The sequence below is a fragment of the Citrobacter freundii complex sp. 2025EL-00176 genome (genome assembly GCF_053309355.1).
On record NZ_JBRYHT010000013.1, the window covers coordinates 1 to 23,996 of the forward strand.

The window sequence follows — 23,996 nt, forward strand, 5'->3', positions numbered from 1 at the left end:
CGGCGCTGTGACTGGTCGTGCCTGCAATCCGTAACCGCGAAACGTGAAAAGGCTTGCAGGCAATAACAGTATCTACAGTTGTAGCCCGGATAAGGCGAAGCCACCATCCGGCATCAGACAACAAATCAACTAAAAGCAGTGGCCTGCCTCAACGGCAACCGCCTCTTCACCCGCTTTAAAGATATACGTGGTGTTTGGGCCGCCAAGCACGGATTGACCGTTGCTCACTTTGATCCAGTTCCCTTCCGGCAGACCAATCACCGTCAGTTCCGGCGCCACAACCAGCAGTTCGCGAATACGCTGTTCACGCGTTTCGCCTTTGTGGCCTTCCGGCAGCGCGTTGGTAAAGTGCGGATTAATTTGCAGTGGGAACAGACCCAGGGCATCAAAGCCTTTTGGATCGACAATCGGCATGTCGTTGGTGGTGCGGATGGTCTGGCAGGCAAGGTTGGAACCCGCGCTCCAGCCGATGTACAGCGCACCACGTTTGACGACATCGACAATCGGTGCCAGCAGCCCGCGCTCACGACTCTCTTTCAGCAACTGGAAGGTGTTACCCCCGCCAACAATCACGATGTCTGCGTTTTCAATTGCCGCCACCGGATCGGCAACGGTATGAATACCGGTGACGTTAACGCCCATTGGCGCAAAGATGGCAGCCGTTTTCGCCGTGTACTCATCCCAGGTTTGCGTCACGCCGGCAAACGGAATAAACACCGCCGTGCGGCGACCATTCAGTTGCTCTGCGATCAGCGGCAGCGCATGTTCCATCCAGCCTTTGCCCGGCAGCGTCGAGTTACTCAATAAAAGCAGTTCCATCATTTCTCCATGTAATCAGAAAATTACAAACCGCGGTCATGCTAACACTATCAATCTAACGCCTTCCTGATATGGCTCACGATGTTGGAAGTGAGGTTCTGGAAAGCGGCTCGCAGACTGGCGTTTTAATTCGACTGAAAGCGAGATTGTTGATTTATTCTTCTGGCGGGTGATGGAGTTTTATACCTATATGGGTATAATCAAGGAGGAGGGATGACGAAACCACTTTACTGGGTTGGGCATGCCAGGAAAGATCTGCAGGGAATGCCTGAACATGTTCGGGATACGTTTGGGTTTGCTCTTTGGCTGGCGCAGGAGGGTAAGCAGCATTCGCAGACTAAACCGTTAAAAGGATTTGGTGGGGCGGGGGTTCTGGAAGTTATAGAGGATTATCACGGCAACACATGGCGGGCTGTTTACACTATCCAGTTGAAAAATGCAGTTTATGTTCTGCATGTTTTTCAGAAAAAATCTGTTTCCGGGAAGGCAACGCCGAAACCCGAAATTAACTTGATTTACCAGCGGCTTAAGGCTGCACAGCGGCATGCGCAGGAGAATGGATATGCCACATGATGTCGAAACCAGTAGCGGCAACGTTTACGCTGATTTGGGTGAGTATGATGCAGAACAGATGCAGTTGAAGGCGCAACTGGCAATGGTGATTGGTGAAATTTTGCAATGCAAAGGGTTAACACAGCACCAGGCTGCACAGATGCTGGGGATAACGCAGCCCAAGCTTTCCAACTTATTACGCGGGCAGTTTCGTGGCATCAGTGAAGCAAAGATGCTGGAGTGTCTGGTGAAACTGGGCCGCGATGTGGAGATTGTGGTAGGAAAAGAGGGGAATGTGCAGGGCACGCTGAAAGTAAGCTTTGGCTGATATCCTCATTCAAGCTTTAACGGTCAATCCAATACCCAGCGCCTTCATCACTGCCAGCGTGGTTTTCAGCGTCGGATTACCTTTCTCACTAAAAGAGCGATAAAGCTGCTCGCGGGATAATCCCGTTTCTGCCGCAATGTTCGCCATTCCCTTAGCGCGAGCCACCACGCCCAGTGCTTTTGCAATGTACGTTGCATCGCCTGTTTCGAGGGCATCGGCCATAAACACGGCAATTTCTTCATCATCAACCAGCGCAGTGGCGGGATCGTACTGAGTTAGTTTATTCATGGCGGAAGATCTCCTGATAATCCAGTGAACGGGCGAGCATTTTTGCCAGAGTAATATCGTTGGCTTGTGAGCTTTTATCGCCCCCGCATAACAAAATGATGATGCGGCAGCCTTGCTGTTTAAAGTAAATCCTGTAACCAGGACCGTATGAAATGCGCATTTCGCTGACGCCTTCTCCAACAGGTTTGACATCACCAGCTAAACCATTCGCTAAACGAAAAAGGCGTGTAGCAATGAGCGTTTTAGCTCTCCTGTCCCGTAGGTTGTGCTCCCAACGCTGGAAAACCATTGTCTGAAGAATTTCCATGAGTACGTTCCATGTATTTTATAAACTACATTCTGAATTGACAAGTTGAGACTAGAGAATAAAAAAATGGGGAGTATGGGGAAATGTTGGATGGAGGAAACAGGAAAGCGCCTCGCAATAATAGGTAGTTTTTCAAGACGCTGCGGTTGATACGAGAAACAATAACAGGGGACAGGGGCTGCTTTGTGCCAGAAGCGGAAGTTAACTACTGATAAAATTCAGCGCCTCACACCCAGAGCCGCTGCATAACGGCAATAAGCTACACTTGTTCATTATTTCCAAAACAGGAAAGCCTTCCGCTGCTTCAACGGTGTGTGTTTGACATCGCGCTGTTGGGACATTTTGATCAACAACGAGCAAGGCCCGCTAACGATGAAATTGATACTTGTTCGACACGCAGAAACAGAGTGGAATTTGGAAGGAATTATTCAGGGGCACAGCGATAGCTCCTTGACCTGTCGGGGTTTGCGTGAAACATCCGTCCTAATAGCAGCGTTTAGTGCAAGTGAGTATCAAATAGAGCGTGTTTACGCTTCTCCGCTTGGACGTGCCTGGCAAATGGGACAAAGCCTGGCTGAACACTTTCGCTGTTCACTGAAGGCTGAACCGGCCCTTAAAGAGCAGGCCTTTGGTCAGTTTGAAGGTATGCCGTTAGAACTACTCAAACAAAAACATCCGAACGATGCAAATGCGTTATTCAGGCTTGATGCAGAGTATTGTCCACCTGGGGGGGAGTCATTGGCGCATGCTTCTCAGCGAGTTATGCGTTTTTTACAAAACCTGGAAGATACTTCATCACATCAACAAACAATATGTATTGTGTCTCACGGGCATGTCAGTCAGGGCACTCTGGCAATTCTTAAAGAAGGGACTATCAATAGTTTCCCTCGCTATGCTCACCCCAATGCAAGTTATTCTGTTATCGACCTGATTAATGGAAAATGTATCGGCCTAAAGTGGGGGATTGCTACACATTTACGTCACCTGAATTAGTGGTCACCTTGCAATCATTGAACCCCCATTCTGTCAGAGCCATCATTATTTAAGCACAATGTCAGCTCCTCGCTCTAAACAGACCTTCAGAAAACGATACATAATGCCGACCACTAGACTTGAATCCCTTTCTGTTTCAGCTCTTTCCTGATCACACGTTTAATCCAGGCTGCCAACGATTCATCGCCATCCTGCCGCTGTGCTTCTTCCATCGCTTTGCGCAGTTCCGGATCCAGACGGAATTGAAACGGGGGATTGCCTCTTCTTTCGTTCATGTGTGTTGACACCTTAATTACACAGGAGTAGTGTGAGTATGTGTGATGACACATTACTCTCACACACCAAAAATGACAACGCCCCGAAAGTGCGGGAACACGATCAGGGCGTCTAACCACAACATTATACGAGGTAATGCTATGGCTGATGCTAATAGTACCACTAACGCCTGTTTTGCGTCTTCTTCTCCTATTCCGCAAGCCGATCTGCTTTATTTTCCACTCGCCGAGGCGTTCCGCCATCTTGATTGTAGCCGTCTTACTAGCGAAGAAAATCTGGCGCTATCGTTTGGCTGTGAAGAGGCGCTGGCAGGGTTGTACCAGACGCTGAATTTTATGGGCGAAAGCCTGCTGACCATGGCGGGTGAAGGCCAGGAACATTTTGCGTATGAGAGCATATGCCAGTTAGGACACAGTCTGGTCAACATCAGCCAGTTGATTCCCGCGCTGGCGCAATTGGAAGCGAAAGCTGACCAGCAACTGTTTGTCAGCGACTCCCTAAACTAATCTGGAAAGCGCCTCGCAGACTTCTTCTTCGGGGCGTGACAGACCTGAAAAAGCGGCATAGTTTCAATCGCACATTTACACGCTATTCTTTTTTATCGCTCGCAAGGTAGGGTATATTTCGCTTTTAATACACAAAATCATTCAAGTTGTATCAAGGCGGTAAGGGAGCGAATCCCTGGGAGCATAGATTGCTATGTAACCTGGGTGAGTGAGTGCAGCCAACGCAGAGACAGCTTGAAGGATGCAGTGTATACAGGAGAAACTATGCTGCCCGACTCATCCATCCGACTAAATAAATACATCAGTGAAAGCGGTATCTGCTCGCGTCGCGAGGCGGATCGCTTTATCGAACAAGGGAATGTCTTCCTGAATGGTAAACGCGCCACCATTGGCGATCAGGTCATGCCTGGCGACGTCGTAAAAGTGAATGGTCGGTTGATTGAGCCGCGTGAAGCGGAAGATCTGGTTTTTATCGCGCTGAACAAGCCGGTAGGAATTGTCAGTACCACCGAAGACAGCGAACGCGACAACATTGTTGATTTCGTGAATCACAGCAAGCGTGTGTTCCCAATCGGTCGTCTGGACAAAGATTCCCAGGGACTTATCTTTCTGACCAACCACGGCGACCTGGTGAATAAAATCCTGCGCGCCGGTAACGACCACGAAAAAGAATATCTGGTGACGGTTGATAAGCCTGTCACTGATGACTTTATCCGTGGGATGGGGGCCGGTGTGCCAATCCTCGGCACCGTCACCAAGAAATGTAAGGTGAAGAAAGAAGCGCCGTTTGTGTTTCGTATCACGCTGATTCAGGGGCTGAACCGTCAGATCCGTCGTATGTGCGAGCACTTTGGCTATGAAGTTACCAAACTAGAGCGTACGCGTATCATGAACGTTGGCTTGTCCGGCCTGCCGCTTGGTGAATGGCGCGACCTGACGGATGACGAACTGATCGATCTGTTCAAGTTGATTGAGAACTCGTCCTCAGAAGCCAAACCGAAGGCGAAAGCGAAGCCAAAAACCGCAGGCATTAAGCGCCCGGTAGTGAAAATCGAAAAATCTGCGGAGAAAGAGAAATCGCGCCCGGCAGCAAACGGTAAACGCTTTACCTCACCGGGGCGTAAGAAGAAAGGGCGTTAACGTCTGCCGCGCGTGGGCGTATTCGCTGACCAGGAAAACGATGCTTCCGCATCCGGTTTATAAGCCTGCTTTTTCTTTAACTGGCGGGCTTTTTTCGCTTCCGCTTCGCGCAGGGCCATCAGTTTATCGATGTACTCTTTCTTGATGCTGTTGGTCTCTGCGTTGGTCAGCAGCCGACCATGCGCAATGCGCGCGCGGTCAAGCAGCGTTTTCAGTTCACGCTGTTCGCGCTCGGTCATCTCTTTTTGGGTAATGCGGGGGAGTGCCATAGGGGTGCCCTCTGTTAGCCGATATCCTCAGTGTACGGCAAAGTGCAAAGGCTTGGTAGGCCGGATAAGGCGTTAGCCACCATCCGGCGACGTGCACGCATTAGGCCTGATGGCGCTTCGCTTATCAGGCCTACAGCCGACAATTAGCGGCGTTTTTTCTCATCAATCGGTTTACCGGACCAGTAACCCGCCAATAGCGAACCAGAAAGGTTGTGCCAAACGGAGAACAGCGCACCGGGTAGGGCGGCGAGCGGGCCGAAATAGATTTTGCCCAGCGCAGCGGCCAGCCCTGAATTCTGCATGCCAACTTCGATAGCTAACGTACGGCAGGTCGACTCGTCGAAACCAAACAGTTTTCCACCCCAGTAGCCGCCAAGCAAACCGATGGTGTTATGCAGGATAACGGCGATAATCACCACAAAGCCGACGGACGCAATGTGCGAAGCGGAGCCTGCCACGACGGCGCTGATGATCGCCAGGATGCACACCATAGAAAACGCGGGCAGATACGGCTCGACGGCTTTTACGACGCGTGGGAACAGATGGTGAATGACCAGTCCCAGGGCAATCGGAATGACCACGATCTGCAGAATACTCAGCAGCATACCCATCACATCCACCTGAATATGCGCATCGACATACAGCCGTGTCAGCAGCGGTGTGGCGACAACGCCAACCAACGTTGAAACGGATGAAATAGTCACGGAAAGCGCCACATCACCTTTTGCCAGATAGATCATGACGTTAGAAGCTGTTCCGCTGGCGACGCTACCGACCAGCACCATGCCTGCGGACAGTTCCGGCGGCATATTAAAAGCCAGCGCCAAAATCCAGGCGGCGAGCGGCATCACCAGATAATGCAGGAAAATACCCGCGGCGACCGGCGCAGGACGTGAGAGTACGCGTTTAAAGTCATCCACCTTCAAATGGACGCCCATGCCGAACATAATCAACATCAGTAACGACGGCACGAATGGCCCGACAGGCGTAAAGGTGGAGGGCGTGTAATACGCAATAACAGAGAGCAGCAGCGCCCATAATGGGAACAGCCGCGTCAGAGTAGCGAGCATGTTATATTCCTTGCGATTGAAATGTGTTGTGTTGTTATAAAAAAGCCGGGTTCGAGCCCGGCTATAGTTATTGTTTATCGCGTGATGAAATATTATTCAAACAAATTATGATGCAGCTTCTGTACCACCTGTTCGGCTTCGGTACCGGGCACCAGGAAGCACAGGTTATGGCTGGATGCGCCGTAGCAAATCATGCGGATGTTGAACGGCTCCAGTACGCCGAACACCTCTTTACCCACGCCACAGGCTTTGGACAGGTCGTTGCCAATCAGCGCCACCAGCGCCAGATTCTCTTCCACTTCAACCCGACACAGGGCAGACAGTTCCATCAGCAGAGACTGTGTTAACAACGTATCGCCGGTGGACGTTGAACCGGTGGTATCCAGCGTCAGCGCCACGCTGACTTCGGATGTAGTGATTAAATCTACCGAGATGTTGTGGCGCGCCAGGATGCCGAATACTTCCGCTAAAAAACCGCGAGAGTGCAGCATATTCAGGCTATGCAGCGTTAGCAGCGTTTGCTTGCGGCGTAGCGCCAGGGCACGGAACAGCGGTGGATTTTGGGTTTTATTGCATACCAGCGTACCGCCGGCTTTTGGATCCTTACTGGAGCCAACAAACACCGGGATATCGCTACGTACGGCAGGTAACAGGGTGGCCGGGTGCAGCACTTTCGCGCCGAAGGTCGCCATTTCCGCGGCTTCTTCGAAGGCGATTTCATCAATACGTTTAGCGGCTGGAACGACGCGCGGATCGGTGGTGTAAATGCCGGGAACATCGGTCCAGATATCGACGCGCGTTGCGTGCAGCGCTTCAGCCAGCAGGGCGGCCGTATAATCACTGCCGCCGCGTCCCAGCGTGGTGGTGCGGCCTTTGCTTTCGCTGCCGATAAAGCCTTGGGTAATCACCAGACCTTCGCTCAGACGGGGGGCCAACTGGAGCGTTGCCAGCTCGGCCAGCGCCGCGACGTCGGGTTCTGCACGTCCGAAACGATCGTTAGTGCGCATCACTTTACGCACGTCAAACCACTGCGCCTGCACGTTGCGCTCACGCAGGATCTCAACAAACAGTAGGGTAGACATCAGTTCACCGTGGCTGACCAGTTCGTCGGTCAGCGCGGTTGAGGTCGCCAGTGACGCCGCCTCTGCCAGCGTGGTGATGTTTTCCAGCAGACGTTCGATCTCTTCACGAATCACGTTTGGATAACGCAGTCGTTCCAGAATATTGAACTGAATTTGGCGAATGGCATCGAGTTTTTCGAAGCGCTCGGTTGGCTCCAGCCCTTCCGCCAGCGCAACCAGCAGGTTCGTAATACCTGCCGATGCGGAGAGCACCACTAATCGGACGTTCGCATCAGAAAGCACCACATCAGCGCTGCGATTCATGGCATCAAAGTCAGCCACGCTGGTACCGCCAAACTTGGAGACAACTACATCAGTCATAACTACCTCGTGTCAGGGAATGAATAGAGCGACCATGGCACATAAGGCAGAACGGAAACCGGTGCAGGCGCAAATGCAAATACCGTATTTATAAATAAAATGTGTAGCTTGCACTGTCAACGCTGGGATTATGCGGATTTTTCATGCTGCAACTGTGTTGAGTAACGGTACTAATAACAACGCTGATAACGGCTATACTTTTTAGCCTCGTTTGGCGGATGCCCTGGCAATGGCATTAAAACAATCACACTTTTCTGTGACTGGCGTTACAATCGATCTCAGTCACAATTCTCAAAATCAGAAGAGTATTGCTAATGAAAAACATCAATCCAACGCAGACCTCAGCCTGGCAGGCACTACAAAAACACTTTGAAGAGATGAAAGACGTTACTATCGCCGATCTGTTCGCGAAAGATAGCGATCGTTTCACCAAATTTTCCGCGACGTTTGACGATCTGATGCTGGTGGATTTCTCCAAAAACCGCATCACTGAAGAGACGCTGGCCAAACTGCAGGATCTGGCGAAAGAGACCGATTTGGCAGGCGCTATCAAGTCCATGTTCTCCGGTGAGAAAATCAACCGTACTGAAGACCGTGCCGTGCTGCACGTGGCGCTGCGTAACCGTAGCAATACCCCAATCATCGTTGACGGCAAAGATGTGATGCCGGAAGTGAACGCGGTGCTGGAAAAGATGAAATCCTTCTCTGAAGCGATCATCTCCGGAAGCTGGAAAGGCTATACCGGCAAAGCCATCACTGATGTAGTAAACATCGGTATCGGTGGTTCCGACCTTGGTCCATTCATGGTGACCGAAGCGCTGCGTCCGTATAAAAACCATCTGAATATGCACTTTGTGTCTAACGTCGATGGGACGCACATCGCTGAAGTATTGAAGAAAGTGAACCCTGAAACCACGCTGTTCCTGGTCGCTTCTAAAACCTTCACCACCCAGGAAACCATGACCAACGCCCATAGCGCGCGCGACTGGTTCCTGAAAACCGCCGGTGATGAAAAACACGTTGCCAAGCACTTCGCAGCCCTCTCCACTAACGCGAAAGCGGTCGGCGAGTTCGGTATTGATACCGCCAACATGTTTGAGTTCTGGGACTGGGTAGGCGGTCGTTACTCCCTGTGGTCAGCGATTGGTCTGTCGATCATCCTGTCCGTCGGTTTCGACAACTTCGTTGAGCTGCTGTCCGGCGCGCACGCAATGGACAAACACTTCTCCACTACCCCCGCGGAGAAAAACCTGCCGGTGCTGCTGGCGCTGATCGGTATCTGGTACAACAACTTCTTCGGTGCCGAAACCGAAGCGATTCTGCCGTATGACCAGTATATGCACCGTTTCGCGGCCTACTTCCAGCAGGGCAATATGGAATCCAACGGTAAATACGTGGACCGTAACGGCAATGCGGTGGATTACCAGACAGGCCCAATCATCTGGGGTGAGCCGGGGACTAACGGCCAGCATGCGTTCTACCAGTTGATCCACCAGGGCACCAAAATGGTACCGTGTGATTTCATCGCGCCGGCTATCACTCACAATCCGCTGTCGGATCACCATCCGAAACTGTTGTCTAACTTCTTCGCTCAGACCGAAGCGCTGGCGTTCGGTAAATCTCGTGAAGTGGTTGAGCAGGAATACCGCGACCAGGGTAAAGATCCGGCAACGCTGGACCACGTTGTGCCGTTCAAAGTGTTCGAAGGCAACCGCCCGACCAACTCCATCCTGCTGCGTGAAATCACGCCGTTCAGCCTGGGGGCGCTAATTGCACTGTATGAGCACAAAATCTTTACTCAGGGCGCTATCCTGAACATCTTCACTTTCGACCAGTGGGGCGTGGAGCTGGGCAAACAGCTGGCAAATCGCATCCTGCCGGAGCTGAATGATGATAAAGAGATCACCAGCCATGATTGCTCAACTAACGGTTTAATTAACCGTTATAAGTCCTGGCGTTAATCTGCTTCTTCCTTCGAACCGCAGCGGTGTTGGCTGCGTTCGCTAACCCCGGTCACATAGCTATCTATGCTCCCGGGGATTAACGATCTTGCCGCCTTGCTGCAATTCGCATGAATTTGCAGATTACTTATAAAAAAAGCCGATATTAATATCGGCTTTTTTTATAAGATTGCTCCAGGATATCTACGTTGTTACTTCACTCCTTAATTGAGCTTAATCCTAAAGTAATTAACTTACCGGAATTCCATCTCTGTTATTTTCGGAATTTACGGATATTGCATATCTGGCGTGTATATTTTAACTGATTGATTTTAATGTTTAATATTATTAATTAATAATGACGGTTTGCTTTCTTTTCTAATTATCCTAAATTCCCGCCTGACGTAATTTGCACACTTTGGCTTGTGTATACTCGATCTCGCCCGAAATTTTTTTGGGTAAATCTCCATTCATTAAATGAAGGGAATTTGTGATGAAAAAAGTTCTGTATGGCCTTTGGGCTATATCTGCGCTTGCGGCGACCTCTGTCTATGCTGCCCCCGTTCAGGTGGGTGAGGCTGCAGGGTCGGCTGCCGCGTCGGTTTCGGCAGGAAGTTCCTCTGCTACCAGCGTGAGCACCGTAAGTTCTGCGGTGGGGGTTGCCCTTGCGGCGACCGGTGGTGGTGATGGTTCTAATACCGGAACGACAACCACGACAACCACCAGTACCCAGTAATACCGGTACGTAGCCCCTAAATAATTCGCGTTGCAGGAAGGCGGCAAGTGAGTGAGTCCCCGGGAGCATAGATAGCTATGTGACCGGGGTGAGTGAACGTAGCTAACGCATCTGCAACGTGAAGTATGACGGGGATTAATTCTAACCACACTTCGGTGTGGTTATTTTGCCCTCTGGAGAAGCGTCGTGAAGCGACCAGCGCTCATATTGGTTTGCCTGTTACTACAGGCGTGCTCAGCCACCACCGAAGGGCTGGGTCATTCGCTGTGGGATAGCGTGTTTGGTACTCCCGGCGTTCAGATGACGGATGATGAAATCCAAAACATGCCCTATGCCAGCCAGTATATGCAGCTCAATGGTGGTCCACAGCTGTTTGTCGTACTCGCGTTTGCAGAAAACGGACAACAGAAATGGGTGACTCAGGATCAGGCCATTCTCGTTACGCAGCATGGGCGCATTGTGAAAACGCAGCTCGGTGGGGACAACCTGATTGAGGTGAATAATCTGGCGGCAGACCCGCTCACCAAGCCCAATCAGATAGCCGATGGCGCAACATGGACCCGCACGATGGGCTGGACTGAACATCAGCAGGTGCGCTATGCCACCGCCCGCTCGGTATTCACATGGGATGGCACTGACAGCATTAAGGTCGGCAGCGATGAAACGCCAGTGCGCATCCTTGATGAAGAGATAACGACCGATCAAACACGCTGGCATAACCGCTACTGGATCGACAGCGAAGGGCAAATCCGTCAGTCGGAACAGTATCTGGGAGCTAACTTCTTCCCGGTGAAAACCACGCTGATTAAGGCGGCAAAATCATGATGAAACGAGCCTTAATGGCGCTGGTTTTTAGCCTTTGCGCACCCTCTGCTTTTGCTGCGGGCAATGTCAAAGTCATGATTGCAGGCAGCGCTGAACCCAAAATATTGACCGGTGCGGAGCATCTGATCGATCTGGTTGGACAGCCGCGGTTGAGTAATAGCTGGTGGCCCGGAGCGGTCATCAGCGAAGAGCGGGCAACGGCGGCGGCAGAACGCCAACAGCAGGCATTGCTGGCTCGTCTGGCAGCGCTGAGTGCTGAAGAAAGCGGTGACGATGCCGCGGCTATCAACACATTACGCCAGCAAATTCAGGCACTGAAGGTGACCGGTAGACAGAAAATCAACCTTGACCCGGATGTGGTGCGCGTCAGCGAGCGAGGCAACCCGCCGTTGCAGGGCAATTACACGCTATGGGTTGGATCGCAGCCAACGGATATTACATTGTTTGGCTTGCTAAGCCGTCCGGGCAAACAACCGTTTGTGCCCGGGCGTGATGTTGCCAGCTATCTCGATGGGCAAAGCCAGCTCAGCGGCGCGGATCGCAGCTACGCATGGGTCATTTATCCCGATGGACGCTCGCAAAAAGTTCCTATCGCTTACTGGAACAAACGTCACGTTGAGCCGATGCCCGGCAGCATCATTTTTGTCGGCCTCTCTGATGCCGTCTGGAGCAGTACCCCGGATGAAATCAATGCCGATATTCTTCACACCCTGACCCAGCGGATACCTGAATAATGAGAAAAACTTATCTGCTCAGCTTACTGGCGTTGGGCGTAAGCGTTGCCTGTCACGGTGAAACATGGCCTGCGCCCATTGGCCCATCCCAGTCCGATTTTGGCGGCGTGGGTCTGCTGCAAACCCCGACCGCACGTATGGCGCGTGAAGGGGAAATGAGCCTCAACTACCGTGACAACGATCAGTACCGCTACTACTCTGCATCGGTACAACTTTTCCCCTGGCTGGAAACCACGCTGCGCTATACCGATGTGCGAACCAAAAAATACAGCAGCGTGGAGTCATTTTCTGGCGATCAGACATACAAGGATAAAGCGTTTGATCTCAAACTGCGGCTGTGGGAAGAGAGCTACTGGATGCCGCAGGTGGCCGTTGGCGCGCGGGATATCGGCGGGACAGGCCTGTTTGATGCGGAGTATGTTGTGGCGAATAAAGCCTGGGGGCCGTTTGATTTCTCGCTCGGTCTGGGCTGGGGATATCTTGGCACCAGCGGTAACGTCAGCAATCCGTTTTGCTCATACAGCGATAAATTCTGTCATCGCGATAACAGCTACAAGCAGGCCGGTTCTATTGACGGCAGTCAGATGTTTCATGGTCCGGCATCATTATTTGGCGGCGTGGAATATCAGACGCCCTGGCAGCCGCTGCGCCTGAAGCTGGAGTATGAGGGAAATAATTACCAGCAGGATTTTGCGGGCAAGCTGGATCAGAAGAGCAAGTTTAACGTCGGCGCTATTTATCGCGTCACCGATTGGGCCGACGTTAACCTCAGCTATGAGCGCGGGAACACCTTTATGTTCGGGGTCACGCTGCGGACTAACTTTAACGATCTGCGACCAAACTATAACGACAATGCCCGCCCGAAATATCAGCCACAGCCGCAGGATGCGATTCTGCAACATTCGGTAGTGGCGAATCAGTTAACGCTGCTGAAATATAACGCCGGGCTGGCGGATCCTAAAATTCAGGTGCAGGGCGATACGCTGTATGTGACCGGCGAACAGGTGAAATACCGGGATTCACGTGAAGGGATCGAACGCGCCAATCGGATCGTGATGAACGATCTTCCCGACGGGATCCACACGATCCGAATTACCGAAAATCGCCTTAATTTACCGCAGGTGACGACCGAAACGGAGGTTTCCAGCCTTAAGCGACACCTGGAAGGTGAGCCGTTGGGTCATGAAACAAAACTGGCGCAAAAACGCGTTGAGCCCGTGGTGCCGAAAACGACCGAGCAGGGTTGGTATATTGATAAGTCTCGCTTTGATTTTCATATCGATCCGGTGCTCAATCAGTCGGTGGGCGGCCCGGAAAACTTCTATATGTACCAGTTGGGCGTAATGGGAACTGCGGATTGGTGGGTGACCGATCATCTGCTGACCACCGGGAGTTTGTTCGCCAACCTCGCCAATAACTATGACAAGTTTAACTACACCAACCCGCCGCAGGATTCGCATTTGCCACGCGTTCGTACCCACGTGCGTGAGTATGTACAAAACGATGTTTACGTAAATAACCTGCAGGCCAACTACTTCCAGTCACTCGGAAACGGGTTCTACGGACAAGTTTACGCTGGTTATCTGGAGACCATGTACGGCGGGGCGGGGGCAGAAGTGTTGTATCGTCCGTTAGACAGCAACTGGGCGTTTGGCATTGACGCTAACTATGTGAAACAGCGTGACTGGCGTAGCGCGCAGGATATGATGAAATTCACCGACTACAGCGTGAAGACCGGGCATTTGACGGCTTACTGGAATCCTTCATTCGCCCAGGATGTACTGGTAAAAGCCAGTGTGGGTCAGTATCTGGCGGGAGATAAGGGTGGCACGCTGGAAATTGCCAAACGCTTCGACAGCGGTGTGGTGGTGGGCGGCTATGCGACGATTACCGACGCCTCGCCGGATGAATATGGCGAGGGTGATTTTACCAAAGGGGTGTACGTTTCCGTGCCGCTGGATCTCTTCTCTTCAGGCCCAACCCGCAGCCGTGCGGCGATTGGCTGGACGCCGTTGACGCGTGACGGTGGACAGCAGCTTGGACGTAAGTTTGGTCTGTACGATATGACCAGCGACAGAAGTGAGAACTTCCGTTAATGCTTGAGCGCCCGGTTACCGGGCCTACAGTGCGGTTGTAGGCCGGATAAGGCATTTATGCCGCCCTCCGGCAATTTACAAACGACGCAATAATTTTGCCGGATTGCCCGCGTACACGCCTTTCTCGGTAATCGATTTTGTCACCACGCTTCCCGCGCCGATGACTGCGCCATCGCAGATTGTGACTGCCAGAATGGTCGCCCCACTGCCGATCGAGACATCATTGCCAATAGTAATTCTTCCCCAACTGGTGCGGTCGGCATTGGGTTTTCCTTGCCGAAACATATCGTTGGCGAACATCACGCCATGTCCGATAAAACAGCGGGAACCGATGGTGACATATTCGCAGATGAAGGTGTGGGACTGAATTTTGCTGTCTGCGCCAATCTGCGTGTTGCCCTGGATTTCCACAAATGGCCCGACAAAAACGTTGTCTTCCAGTATGCAGTCGTACAGGTTCGCCGGTTCATAAACCACTACATTCTCACCGCACGTGACGTTGCGGACAGCAGATTGTCTTAGCTGCATAATTCATCCTGTGAAATGTGACGTGACATTCATCATTCCCCGCTGACCTTTCTTGCACAAAACATAAACAAAAAATGTAGATCTCTGTCACATTTTTGCGTTATACAGGAACCTTGTTACTGAACAGGAGGGGCCGTTATGACGTCGTTATCTCGTCCGCGCGTGGAGTTTATCTCCACCATCTTACAGACCGTGTTGAATCTGGGGCTGTTGAGTCTGGGCCTGATCCTGGTCGTATTCCTGGGGAAAGAAACGCTACACCTGGCGGATGTGCTGTTCGCGCCTGAACAGACCAGCAAGTATGAGCTGGTGGAAGGGCTGGTGGTTTACTTTCTCTATTTTGAATTTATCGCGCTGATTGTGAAGTACTTTCAGTCAGGATTTCATTTTCCGCTGCGCTACTTTGTTTATATCGGGATCACAGCGATTGTGCGGTTGATCATCGTCGATCATAAAGCGCCGATGGATGTGCTGATCTATTCTGCAGCGATCCTGCTGTTGGTGATCACTCTGTGGCTGTGTAACTCTAAACGGCTGAAGCGAGAGTAAAAGACAACACGCCGCAATTCGGCTGCGGCGTGTTGCATGTCAGGGTTACTGCGCAGAGGCTGGCTGGGTTTTCTCTGCTGCGGGTTCCCACAGTTCTTCAAGTTCTTCCAGCGTTTTGCCTTTGGTTTCCGGCACGAACTTCCACATAAACAGCGCCGCCAGGATACCCATACAACCGTAAATCCAGTAGGAGAAACCGTTGTGGAAATGGGAAACCAGCCACGAATTTTTGTCCATCATCGGGAAGGTCCAGGAGACGAAGTAGTTCGCCAGCCACTGAGCGGCGACGGCAATGGCGAGCGCTTTGCCACGAATCGCGTTCGGGAAGATTTCAGCCAGCAGCACCCAACAAACCGGTCCCCAGGACATGGCGAATGCGGCGACGTAAAACAGCATCGACAGCAGCGCTATCAGCCCGGAAGCCTGGGTGTAAAACGCGGTACCGAGGCTAAACATACCGATAGCCATACCCAATGCGCCAATAATTTGCAGCGGTTTACGACCAAATTTGTCCACCGTCATGATTGCCAGCACGGTGAAGCTCAGGTTGATTACGCCGACAATAATGGTCTGCAAGAGCGCCACGTCGGTGCTGGCCCCCAACGTTTTAAACACTTCCGGCGCGTAGTAGAGCACGACGTTAATACCGACAAACTGCTGGAAGATGGACAGCATCACGCCGATGACGATAACGCCCACACCAAACATCAACAGGCGCCCGCCGGTTTTACGACCATGCTCCAGAGACTGGTTGATCTCCTGCATGGCCTGGGTGGCGAGGCTGTTGCCCATAATTTTGCGCAGAATGCCTTCCGCCTGCTCGTGTTTGCCACGCGCCATCAGCCAGCGCGGGCTTTCCGGTACGGTATACAGCAGCAGTAAAAACAGCAGGGCGGGAATACTTTCGGAAGCAAACATATATCGCCAGCCATCGGTATTTAGCCAGTTAGCGTCCCCGGAACGGGCAATGAAATAGTTAACGCAATACACCAACAGTTGACCAAAAATAATGGCGAACTGGTTAAAGGAAACCAGTTTCCCACGAATATGCGCTGGAGCCAGTTCTGCAATATACATCGGTGAGAGCATTGAGGCTAAACCAACGCCAATACCACCAATGATGCGATAAATAACAAATTCGGGAACGTATCCGGCCAAATAAACAGGCACGGCATTATCTGGGTTAATCGTGGTAAATCCTAATTCTGGCCACGCGGAACCAATACCGGAAATAAAGAACAGCAGGGCGGCGATTTTCAGCGAGTCCCGACGACCAAAGCGGTTACTGCAATAACCGCCCAGCGCACCGCCGATGATGCAGCCAATCAACGCGCTGGCGACGCAAAAGCCCAATAGCGAGTTAGCGGCGGATTCACTTAAATGTTGCGGGGCGACAAACACGGTATTTAAGGATTCTACCGTCCCGGATATGACGGCAGTGTCGTAGCCGAATAATAGCCCTCCTAATGTTGCTACTAATGTAATCGAAAAAATATAACTGGAATTATATTGGGTGTTCATTCAGACCTGCCTTAGAGGATACAGCTCTTTTGATCAGTATCGTGATGGTGGATTTAACAGGCAGGGAAGACAATTATCATTTTTTACATTGCAATTATGTTTTGTCTTTTCTGTGATCTTAATTCTGTTTAATTTGTCTGTTTTCAGGCGGTAAATATAATTGCAGTGATGGGGGCCACGAAAGGAAATAATCGTAACAGCAATGCAAAATAACATAAAAAAGGGCGCTCCGTAGAGCGCCGAATAACAGTCACAGGTTGGGATAACATAAGTTGAGGGTTGCAGTGGCATTGCCCGTTGCCGGGCAGGTACTTCGATAAAACTTAACCTTTCACACCACCCGCCGTCAGGCCGTTGACCAGCCAGCGCTGTGCCAGCAGGAACACCAGAGTAATCGGAATGGCTGAAAGTACAGCTGCGGCGGCAAAGTCGCCCCACAAGTAGTTCTGTGGATTGAGGTACTGCTGCATACCTACCGCAAGGGTGTAGCTGTTCACATCACGCAGCAGCAGTGACGCGACCGGTACTTCGGTAATAGCGGCAATGAATGACAGAATAAACACCACCGCCAGAATCGGTACGGAAAGCGGCAGCAGTACCAGGCGGAATGCCTGCCACGGCGTGGCGCCATCCAGCGCGGCCGCTTCTTCCAGCGAACCGTCGATGGTTTCAAAATAGCCCTTAATTGTCCACACATGCAGAGCGATACCGCCGAGATAGGCGAAGATCACCCCGCCGTGAGTGTTCAGGCCGATAAACGGAATGTACTGGCCCAGGCGGTCAAACAACGCGTACAGGGCAACCAGCGACAGTACCGCCGGGAACATCTGGAAAATCAGCATCCCTTTCAGCAGGGTCGCTTTACCCGGGAAGCGCATACGGGCAAAGGCGTAAGCACAGGTGGTGGAAAGCGTCACAATACCAATCGCAGTAATGGTGGCGACTTTCACCGAGTTCCACAGCCACAGCAGCACCGGGAACGGCGGCGGAGTGACGCGGCCGTCGGCGTGCTCAACGCTGAAGCCCAGCGCCAGTTTCCAGTGTTCCCAGGAGATTTTTTCCGGGATCAGGCTGCCGGTAGCAAAGTTACCTTCACGCAGCGAGATAGCGATAACCATCAGCAGCGGGAACATGATCGCCGCGATAAAAATCAGCAGCAGCAGGTGCGTGGTCAAGAGACGCAGTTTCTGAGATTTGGGTTGTACCATAGCCATGTTCGTTGTCTCCCTTAATCAAACTTCATACGCGTGGCTTTCAGGTTCACGATGGCCAGTGCGCCTACCAGCAGGAAGATCAGCGTGGCAATCGCCGCCGCCAGACCGAAGTCCTGACCGCCGCCGCCTTCAAAGGCGATACGATAGGTGTAGCTGACGAGCAGGTCGGTGTAACCGGCTGGCGTGGTGGTGCCGAGACGGTCCGGACCGCCGTTGGTCAACAGTTGAATCAGCACGAAGTTATTAAAGTTAAAGGCGAAGCTGGCGATCATCAGCGGTGTCAGCGGCTTGATCAGCAGCGGTAACGTAATTTTAAAGAAGTTCTGAAACGGGCCCGCGCCATCCATTGCCGAGGCTTCATACAGATCGTCAGGAATCGCTTTCAGCAGCCCCATGCATAGGATCATCATGTACGGATAACCCAGCCAGGTGTTGACGATGATAATCATCGAACGCGCGGTGGTTGGATCGCTGAACCAGGCTGGCTTGATACCAAACAGCGCGCTGAGCATCATGTTGATTTCACCAAAACTCTGGTTGAACAGCCCTTTGAAAATCAGAATCGAGATAAACGACGGTACGGCGTAGGGCAGAATCAGCAGGACGCGGTAAATCGCTTTGCCCTTCAGCGATTCCCACTGCACCAGACAGGCCAGCACCATACCCACAGCCACGGTCAGAATCACCGTCAGGACTGAGAACACGACCGTCCAGACAAAGATGGCGAAGAACGGTTTCTGGATGCCCTCGTCGGTAAAGACGCGGGTGAAATTGTCCCAGCCGATGGTAACGGTATAGCCCGGGCTGAGTTTTTCAGTACCCCAGCTACCGTCAGCGTTAATGGCCTGATAATAACCAATATCGTTATTAGCGCGGTACTTCACGCCGCTTTGGTTGTTGGTGAGCGTCCCATCATCGGCCAGAGAGTAGAGCGGCTGCGTACCGGAGAACTGACGCAGTGAACTCATGATGACTTTGCTTTCATCCGGCAGAATGGCCGTTAGCTGGGTCAGCGCCTGACGATTCTGGGTGATGATGCGCAGCGTCGCACGTTCGCCCGCTGGCAGCGCTTCGATTTCTTTTAACTGCAGCTTCTGTTCGCCGCCAAATTTAAAGGCGTCGGAAACATAATTTTTTCCCGTTTCACCGTCGGTGAGGGCCAGTTGCCACTCATCACCCACCGGATACAGGCCAAAGTTGTAGGTTTTACCTGCCTGATAAGAACGATCCATCAGGACTTGTTGAGCACGTTCAAAGGTCAGCTGGTTGGTGCTGCTGTAGTTGGTAAAAGCAATGGCGATGGTACAAATGAGCGGAAACAGGACAAACAGCCCCATACCGGCCACGCCAGGATAAACATAGCGCCAGGCATAGGCTTTACGGTTAGCGAAAATATACAGGCCAACAGAGCTTAAAATCAGCGTCATGATGGCAAACAGGTACTCCCCCTGAGCGTACATCAAAACAACAAGGTATCCGACCAGCAGACCAAGCAGACCCATCACTGACCATTTCAGCATGTCGCTTTGCCACCAGTGTTTCTTTTTAATGACATCCATGGGGATCTTCCTCTTTACGCTTTATCCTTCGCACTACCTCTTTGTTGGCTGCGGAAGCTCACCCCAGTCACTTACTTATGTAAGCTTCTGGGGATTTGCCTCCTTGCCGCCTCGATGTAGCGCGAATGATTTCGCGTAACAACGTATTCAATAAACCTGATTCCCTAAGAAATAAGGGAAACCGTATTACTTGGTGATACGGCCCTGCGCATCTTTCAGCGCGGCATCGACGGTCTGACGACCGCTGGCGGCGTTGATCACTGCGGTACGAACGGCATACCAGAATGCGGACATCTGCGGGATGTTCGGCATGATTTCGCCTTTCTGGGCGTTATCCATGGTGGCCGCGATACGCGGGTCTTTCGCTAACTGATCCTGGAAGGATTTCAGCGCAACCGCGCCCAGCGGTTTGTCCTTATTCACTTCATCCAGACCCTGGTCGGTCAGCAGGTAGTTTTCGAGGAACTCTTTCGCCAGCTCTTTGTTCGGGCTGGCGGCGTTGATACCGGCGCTCAGCACGCCAACGAACGGTTTAGACGGCTTGCCTTTGAAGGTCGGCAGCAGCGTAACGCCGTAGTTCACCTTGCTCTTATCGATGTTGGACCACGCCCACGGACCGTTGATGGTCATCGCGGTATCGCCTTTGTTAAAGGCTGCTTCAGCGATGGAGTAGTCGGTATCCGCGTTCATGTGTTTGTTCTTGATCAGGTCAACCAGGAAGGTCAGGCCCGCTTTCGCGCCAGCGCTATCCACGCCCACGTCTTTCACGTCGTACTTGCCGTTTTCAAACTTGAACGCGTAACCACCGTCGGCGGCAATCAGCGGCCAGGTGAAGTACGGTTCTTGCAGGTTGAACATCAGCGCGGATTTACCTTTCGCTTTCAGCTCTTTATCCAACGCCGGAATTTCTTCCCAGGTTTTCGGTGGGTTCGGCACGAGGTCTTTGTTGTAAATCAGGGAGAGCGCTTCAACCGCGATCGGGTAAGCAATCAGCTTGCCGTTATAGCGTACGGCATCCCAAGTGAACGGATAGAGCTTGTCCTGGAACGCTTTGTCTGGGGTGATTTCAGCCAGCAGGCCAGATTGTGCGTAGCCGCCAAAACGGTCATGCGCCCAGAAGATAATGTCCGGGCCGTCGCCAGTCGCGGCAACCTGCGGGAACTTCTCTTCCAGCTTGTCCGGGTGCTCAACGGTAACTTTGATACCCGTGTCTTTCTCGAATTTTTTACCCACTTCAGCGAGGCCGTTATAGCCTTTGTCGCCGTTAATCCAGATGACCAGCTTACCTTCTTCAATCTTGGCGAGAGCCGAGGCGGAAAACATCATCGTCGTTAATGCAGACAATGCGAGGATGCGTGCGCCAGTTTTGATATTCATAGTTCCCATCCTGTTTGGTGATTTTGCAGAGGTGGCTTAACGGATACTAGTTTCTTTATACGGCAACCTCTTTCCATCCTCCTTACTCCTACGCCCCACCCGCTCTTTATGTGATCTGTGTTACATAAATGTGAGTATTGCGCACTGGCGCACATAAAAACCCACCCATTTTTGCAAGCTGCATCACGAAATTCCTCTGAGGCGTACGGTCCGGGTCTCAGACGCTGTTCTCTCATCCTCCCGCCTCCTCCCCCATAAAAAAGCTGGGGGGTGGAGGATTCACGCCCGTAAGGGATAACGCATAGTCAGTCCATCATGAATGTTGCTGTCGATGACAGGTTGTAACGAAGGGAGAAGGGCATGGCGAGCGTACAGCTACGAAATGTAACGAAAGCCTGGGGTGACGTGGTGGTATCGAAGGATATCAATCTCGACATTCACGAAGGGGAATTCGTGGTGTTTGTCGGACCGTCAGGCTGTGGTAAGTCGACCTTGCTGCGTATGATCGCCGGACTTGAAACCATCACCAGTGGCGACCTGTTTATCGGGGAGACCCGGATGAACGACATTCCGCCCGCCGAACGCGGTGTGGGTATGGTCTTCCAGTCCTATGCGTTATACCCCCATTTATCCGTCGCGGAAAACATGTCGTTCGGCCTCAAACTGGCCGGTGCGAAAAAAGAGGTAATGAACCAGCGCGTTAATCAGGTTGCCGAAGTTCTGCAACTGGCGCACCTGCTGGAGCGTAAACCGAAAGCGCTTTCAGGCGGACAACGTCAGCGCGTGGCGATTGGCCGTACGTTGGTCGCCGAGCCGCGAGTATTCCTGCTGGACGAACCGCTGTCGAACCTCGACGCTGCGCTGCGCGTCCAGATGCGTATTGAAATCTCCCGCCTGCATAAACGTCTTGGCCGCACGATGATTTACGTCACCCACGATCAGGTCGAAGCGATGACTCTGGCAGACAAAATTGTGGTGCTGGACGCCGGTCGCGTGGCGCAGGTCGGTAAACCCCTGGAGCTGTACCACTATCCTGCCGACCGCTTTGTCGCGGGCTTTATCGGTTCGCCAAAGATGAACTTCCTGCCGGTGAAAGTTACCGCAACGGCGATTGATCAGGTGCAGGTTGAATTACCAAACCGCCAGCAAGTCTGGTTACCCGTCGACAGTGCCCGCGTTCAGGTTGGCGCCAATATGTCTTTAGGTATCCGCCCGGAACATCTGCTGCCCAGTGAAATCGCCGATGTCACCCTCGAAGGTGAAGTCCAGGTGGTCGAGCAGCTTGGTCACGAAACACAAATTCATATCCAGATCCCCGCCATCCGTCAAAACCTGGTTTACCGCCAGAACGACGTGGTGTTGGTAGAAGAGGGTGCCACATTCGCTATCGGCCTGCCGCCAGAGCGTTGCCATCTGTTCCGTGAGGATGGCACTGCATGTCGTCGGTTGCACCTGGAGCCAGGCGTTTAAGGTCCCCATAAAAAAACGAAACGCAAAACCATTCGCAGTTTTAGAAGGTGGCAGCGTTTAAAGAAAAGCAATGATCTCAGGAGATAGAACGATGATTACTCTGCGCAAACTTCCTCTGGCGGTTGCTGTGGCAGCAGGCATTATGTCTGTTCAGGCAATGGCTGTAGATTTCCATGGTTATGCTCGTTCCGGTATCGGCTGGACGGGTAGTGGCGGCGAACAACAATGTTTCCAGGCAACAGGTGCACAAAGTAAATACCGTCTCGGTAACGAATGTGAAACCTATGCGGAAATCAAATTAGGCCAGGAAGTGTGGAAAGAAGGCGATAAGAGCTTCTACTTCGACACCAACGTCGCCTACTCCGTAGCACAGCAGAATGACTGGGAAGGGACTGACCCGGCCTTCCGTGAAGCCAACGTGCAGGGTAAAAACCTGATTGAATGGCTGCCAGGCTCTACTATCTGGGCTGGTAAGCGCTTCTACCAACGTCATGACGTGCACATGATCGACTTCTACTACTGGGATATTTCAGGTCCTGGTGCCGGTATTGAAAACATCGATCTGGGCTTCGGTAAACTGTCTCTGGCCGCGAGCCGTTCTCAGGAAGCGGGTGGTTCATACGCGTTCAGCAGCCAGAATATCTATGATCGTACCAAAGACACCGCTAACGACGTATTTGACGTTCGTTTAGCGCAATTGGCAACAAACACTGATGGTATGTTGGAACTGGGTGTTGACTACGGTCGTGCGAATACGACAGATGATTACAGCCTGGCAGACGGCGCATCAAAAGATGGCTGGATGTTCACCGCTGAACATACCCAGAGCATGCTGAAGGGCTACAACAAGTTTGTTGTTCAGTATGCGACAGACTCAATGACCACACAGGGTAAAGGTCTGAACCAGGGTTCTTATGGTTCTTCTTCCTTCACCGTCACTAATCCTGACGGTAGTAAAACCAATTACGCCAATAACGTGATTAATAACAACGGTAGCCTGGTTCGTATTCTCGACCACGGTGCCATCTCCCTGGGCGACAAGTGGGACCTGATGTACGTCGGTATGTACCAGAACCTCGATATGGATAACGATCTGGGTACCGAATGGTACACCGTCGGTATTCGCCCGATGTACAAATGGACGCCAATCATGAGCACCCTGATGGAAGTCGGCTACGACAACGTCAAATCTCAGCAGACCGGCGATCGCAACAGTCAGTACAAAATCACCCTCGCGCAACAATGGCAGGCTGGCGACAGCATCTGGTCCCGCCCGGCAATTCGTGTCTTCGCAACTTATGCAAAATGGGATGAGGAGTGGGGCTACGTCAAAAATGGTAACGACGTAACCAAATACGCAGCTGCAACGAATTCTGGTATCAGCACCACCAGCCGTGGCGACAGCGATGAGTGGTCCTTCGGTGCTCAGATGGAAATCTGGTGGTAATTCAGCACTA

Annotated in this window: 25 protein-coding genes; 13 read left to right on the forward strand and 12 right to left on the reverse strand. The window is 52.1% G+C overall.

Annotated features, from left to right (window positions below; genetic code table 11):
- Nucleotides 1-129: 129 nt before the first annotated feature.
- The gene (gene pepE, locus ACVXHP_RS19780; RefSeq protein ID WP_008786889.1) at nucleotides 130-819 is read right to left on the reverse strand and encodes a dipeptidase PepE; all 690 of its coding nucleotides are present in this window, start codon (nucleotides 817-819) and stop codon (nucleotides 130-132) included.
- Nucleotides 820-1,032: 213 nt separating this feature from the next.
- Here pepE and ACVXHP_RS19785 point away from each other — a divergent pair, with 213 nt between their 5' ends.
- Together ACVXHP_RS19785 and ACVXHP_RS19790 are read left to right on the forward strand one after the other, a co-directional pair.
- The gene (locus ACVXHP_RS19785; protein ID WP_316129308.1) at nucleotides 1,033-1,392 is read left to right on the forward strand and encodes a type II toxin-antitoxin system RelE/ParE family toxin; all 360 of its coding nucleotides are present in this window, start codon (nucleotides 1,033-1,035) and stop codon (nucleotides 1,390-1,392) included.
- Nucleotides 1,382-1,699: a helix-turn-helix domain-containing protein gene (locus tag ACVXHP_RS19790; protein WP_316129309.1), complete on the forward strand. Its 318-nt coding sequence runs from the start codon at nucleotides 1,382-1,384 to the stop codon at nucleotides 1,697-1,699. Before ACVXHP_RS19785 ends, ACVXHP_RS19790 begins: the two co-directional genes overlap by 11 nt.
- A 9-nt stretch (nucleotides 1,700-1,708) precedes the next feature.
- On the opposite strand, the gene ACVXHP_RS19795 is transcribed toward ACVXHP_RS19790, so the two are convergent.
- Together ACVXHP_RS19795 and ACVXHP_RS19800 are read right to left on the reverse strand one after the other, a co-directional pair.
- Nucleotides 1,709-1,987, reverse strand: a complete 279-nt coding sequence (locus ACVXHP_RS19795) for an addiction module antidote protein (protein WP_316129310.1) — start codon at nucleotides 1,985-1,987, stop codon at nucleotides 1,709-1,711.
- Nucleotides 1,980-2,294 carry a type II toxin-antitoxin system RelE/ParE family toxin gene (locus ACVXHP_RS19800; protein WP_316129311.1) on the reverse strand — a complete coding sequence of 105 codons (315 nt, stop codon included), beginning with the start codon at nucleotides 2,292-2,294 and terminating at the stop codon, nucleotides 1,980-1,982. Before ACVXHP_RS19800 ends, ACVXHP_RS19795 begins: the two co-directional genes overlap by 8 nt.
- A 372-nt stretch (nucleotides 2,295-2,666) precedes the next feature.
- Here ACVXHP_RS19800 and ACVXHP_RS19805 point away from each other — a divergent pair, with 372 nt between their 5' ends.
- Nucleotides 2,667-3,287 carry a histidine phosphatase family protein gene (locus ACVXHP_RS19805; protein WP_447572065.1) on the forward strand — a complete coding sequence of 207 codons (621 nt, stop codon included), beginning with the start codon at nucleotides 2,667-2,669 and terminating at the stop codon, nucleotides 3,285-3,287.
- Between the two features lie 113 nt (nucleotides 3,288-3,400).
- Here ACVXHP_RS19805 and ACVXHP_RS19810 read toward each other — a convergent pair whose 3' ends face one another.
- Entirely contained in the window at nucleotides 3,401-3,562 is a 162-nt protein-coding gene (locus tag ACVXHP_RS19810; protein WP_316129313.1) for a hypothetical protein, read from the reverse strand.
- 141 nt (nucleotides 3,563-3,703) lie between these two features.
- Here ACVXHP_RS19810 and ACVXHP_RS19815 point away from each other — a divergent pair, with 141 nt between their 5' ends.
- Nucleotides 3,704-4,069, forward strand: coding sequence for a hypothetical protein (locus tag ACVXHP_RS19815; protein ID WP_316129314.1), 366 nt, complete (start codon nucleotides 3,704-3,706; stop codon nucleotides 4,067-4,069).
- Between the two features lie 264 nt (nucleotides 4,070-4,333).
- A complete protein-coding gene (gene rluF / locus ACVXHP_RS19820; RefSeq protein ID WP_008786901.1) occupies nucleotides 4,334-5,209 on the forward strand; it encodes a 23S rRNA pseudouridine(2604) synthase RluF in 876 nt (291 codons plus the stop codon).
- Here rluF and ACVXHP_RS19825 read toward each other — a convergent pair.
- The 3 genes from ACVXHP_RS19825 to lysC all read right to left on the reverse strand — a co-directional run bounded on the left by ACVXHP_RS19825 (nucleotide 5,206) and on the right by lysC (nucleotide 7,990).
- Nucleotides 5,206-5,478: a DUF3811 domain-containing protein gene (locus ACVXHP_RS19825; RefSeq protein ID WP_003826541.1), complete on the reverse strand. Its 273-nt coding sequence runs from the start codon at nucleotides 5,476-5,478 to the stop codon at nucleotides 5,206-5,208. The genes rluF and ACVXHP_RS19825 overlap by 4 nt on opposite strands.
- 143 nt (nucleotides 5,479-5,621) lie before the next feature.
- A complete protein-coding gene (gene panS / locus ACVXHP_RS19830; protein ID WP_137361102.1) occupies nucleotides 5,622-6,548 on the reverse strand; it encodes a ketopantoate/pantoate/pantothenate transporter PanS in 927 nt (308 codons plus the stop codon).
- A gap of 92 nt (nucleotides 6,549-6,640) precedes the next feature.
- The gene (gene lysC / locus ACVXHP_RS19835) at nucleotides 6,641-7,990 is read right to left on the reverse strand and encodes a lysine-sensitive aspartokinase 3 (protein ID WP_304702870.1); all 1,350 of its coding nucleotides are present in this window, start codon (nucleotides 7,988-7,990) and stop codon (nucleotides 6,641-6,643) included.
- A gap of 314 nt (nucleotides 7,991-8,304) precedes the next feature.
- Here lysC and pgi point away from each other — a divergent pair, with 314 nt between their 5' ends.
- The 5 genes from pgi (at nucleotide 8,305) to ACVXHP_RS19860 (ending at nucleotide 14,321) form a co-directional block, all read left to right on the forward strand.
- Complete coding sequence (gene pgi / locus ACVXHP_RS19840) at nucleotides 8,305-9,951, forward strand: glucose-6-phosphate isomerase (protein ID WP_262799795.1); 1,647 nt, start codon at nucleotides 8,305-8,307, stop codon at nucleotides 9,949-9,951.
- A 472-nt stretch (nucleotides 9,952-10,423) separates the two neighbouring features.
- Nucleotides 10,424-10,666 (forward strand): exopolysaccharide production protein YjbE, encoded by a 243-nt coding sequence (yjbE, locus tag ACVXHP_RS19845; RefSeq protein ID WP_003826562.1) that lies wholly within the window; start codon nucleotides 10,424-10,426, stop codon nucleotides 10,664-10,666.
- A 186-nt stretch (nucleotides 10,667-10,852) separates the two neighbouring features.
- Nucleotides 10,853-11,491 (forward strand): YjbF family lipoprotein, encoded by a 639-nt coding sequence (locus ACVXHP_RS19850; protein ID WP_304702866.1) that lies wholly within the window; start codon nucleotides 10,853-10,855, stop codon nucleotides 11,489-11,491.
- On the forward strand, nucleotides 11,488-12,225 hold the full coding sequence (locus ACVXHP_RS19855) for a capsule biosynthesis GfcC D2 domain-containing protein (protein ID WP_447572066.1): 738 nt from the start codon (nucleotides 11,488-11,490) through the stop codon (nucleotides 12,223-12,225). Before ACVXHP_RS19850 ends, ACVXHP_RS19855 begins: the two co-directional genes overlap by 4 nt.
- Nucleotides 12,225-14,321 carry a YjbH domain-containing protein gene (locus ACVXHP_RS19860; RefSeq protein ID WP_316129318.1) on the forward strand — a complete coding sequence of 699 codons (2,097 nt, stop codon included), beginning with the start codon at nucleotides 12,225-12,227 and terminating at the stop codon, nucleotides 14,319-14,321. The genes ACVXHP_RS19855 and ACVXHP_RS19860 overlap by 1 nt, the downstream gene beginning before the upstream one ends.
- Nucleotides 14,322-14,396: 75 nt before the next feature.
- Here the strand turns inward: ACVXHP_RS19860 and ACVXHP_RS19865 are convergent, their stop codons facing one another.
- Nucleotides 14,397-14,849 carry an acyltransferase gene (locus ACVXHP_RS19865; protein WP_233612847.1) on the reverse strand — a complete coding sequence of 151 codons (453 nt, stop codon included), beginning with the start codon at nucleotides 14,847-14,849 and terminating at the stop codon, nucleotides 14,397-14,399.
- A 138-nt stretch (nucleotides 14,850-14,987) separates the two neighbouring features.
- On the opposite strand from ACVXHP_RS19865, the gene psiE reads away from it, so the two are divergent.
- Nucleotides 14,988-15,398: a phosphate-starvation-inducible protein PsiE gene (gene psiE, locus ACVXHP_RS19870; RefSeq protein ID WP_003031674.1), complete on the forward strand. Its 411-nt coding sequence runs from the start codon at nucleotides 14,988-14,990 to the stop codon at nucleotides 15,396-15,398.
- Nucleotides 15,399-15,443: 45 nt separating this feature from the next.
- On the opposite strand, the gene xylE is transcribed toward psiE, so the two are convergent.
- From xylE to malE, 4 genes are all read right to left on the reverse strand, one after another.
- Nucleotides 15,444-16,919: a D-xylose transporter XylE gene (xylE, locus tag ACVXHP_RS19875; RefSeq protein WP_137370413.1), complete on the reverse strand. Its 1,476-nt coding sequence runs from the start codon at nucleotides 16,917-16,919 to the stop codon at nucleotides 15,444-15,446.
- Nucleotides 16,920-17,242: 323 nt separating this feature from the next.
- The gene (gene malG / locus ACVXHP_RS19880; protein ID WP_200009376.1) at nucleotides 17,243-18,133 is read right to left on the reverse strand and encodes a maltose ABC transporter permease MalG; all 891 of its coding nucleotides are present in this window, start codon (nucleotides 18,131-18,133) and stop codon (nucleotides 17,243-17,245) included.
- A gap of 14 nt (nucleotides 18,134-18,147) precedes the next feature.
- The gene (gene malF / locus ACVXHP_RS19885) at nucleotides 18,148-19,692 is read right to left on the reverse strand and encodes a maltose ABC transporter permease MalF (protein WP_447572067.1); all 1,545 of its coding nucleotides are present in this window, start codon (nucleotides 19,690-19,692) and stop codon (nucleotides 18,148-18,150) included.
- Nucleotides 19,693-19,878: 186 nt separating this feature from the next.
- On the reverse strand, nucleotides 19,879-21,069 hold the full coding sequence (malE, locus tag ACVXHP_RS19890; protein WP_304702860.1) for a maltose/maltodextrin ABC transporter substrate-binding protein MalE: 1,191 nt from the start codon (nucleotides 21,067-21,069) through the stop codon (nucleotides 19,879-19,881).
- Nucleotides 21,070-21,429: 360 nt separating this feature from the next.
- Here malE and malK point away from each other — a divergent pair, with 360 nt between their 5' ends.
- Both malK and ACVXHP_RS19900 read left to right on the forward strand, forming a co-directional pair.
- Entirely contained in the window at nucleotides 21,430-22,539 is a 1,110-nt protein-coding gene (malK, locus tag ACVXHP_RS19895; RefSeq protein WP_304702859.1) for a maltose/maltodextrin ABC transporter ATP-binding protein MalK, read from the forward strand.
- Nucleotides 22,540-22,630: 91 nt separating this feature from the next.
- The gene (locus ACVXHP_RS19900; RefSeq protein ID WP_447572068.1) at nucleotides 22,631-23,986 is read left to right on the forward strand and encodes a maltoporin; all 1,356 of its coding nucleotides are present in this window, start codon (nucleotides 22,631-22,633) and stop codon (nucleotides 23,984-23,986) included.
- Nucleotides 23,987-23,996 lie beyond the last annotated feature (10 nt).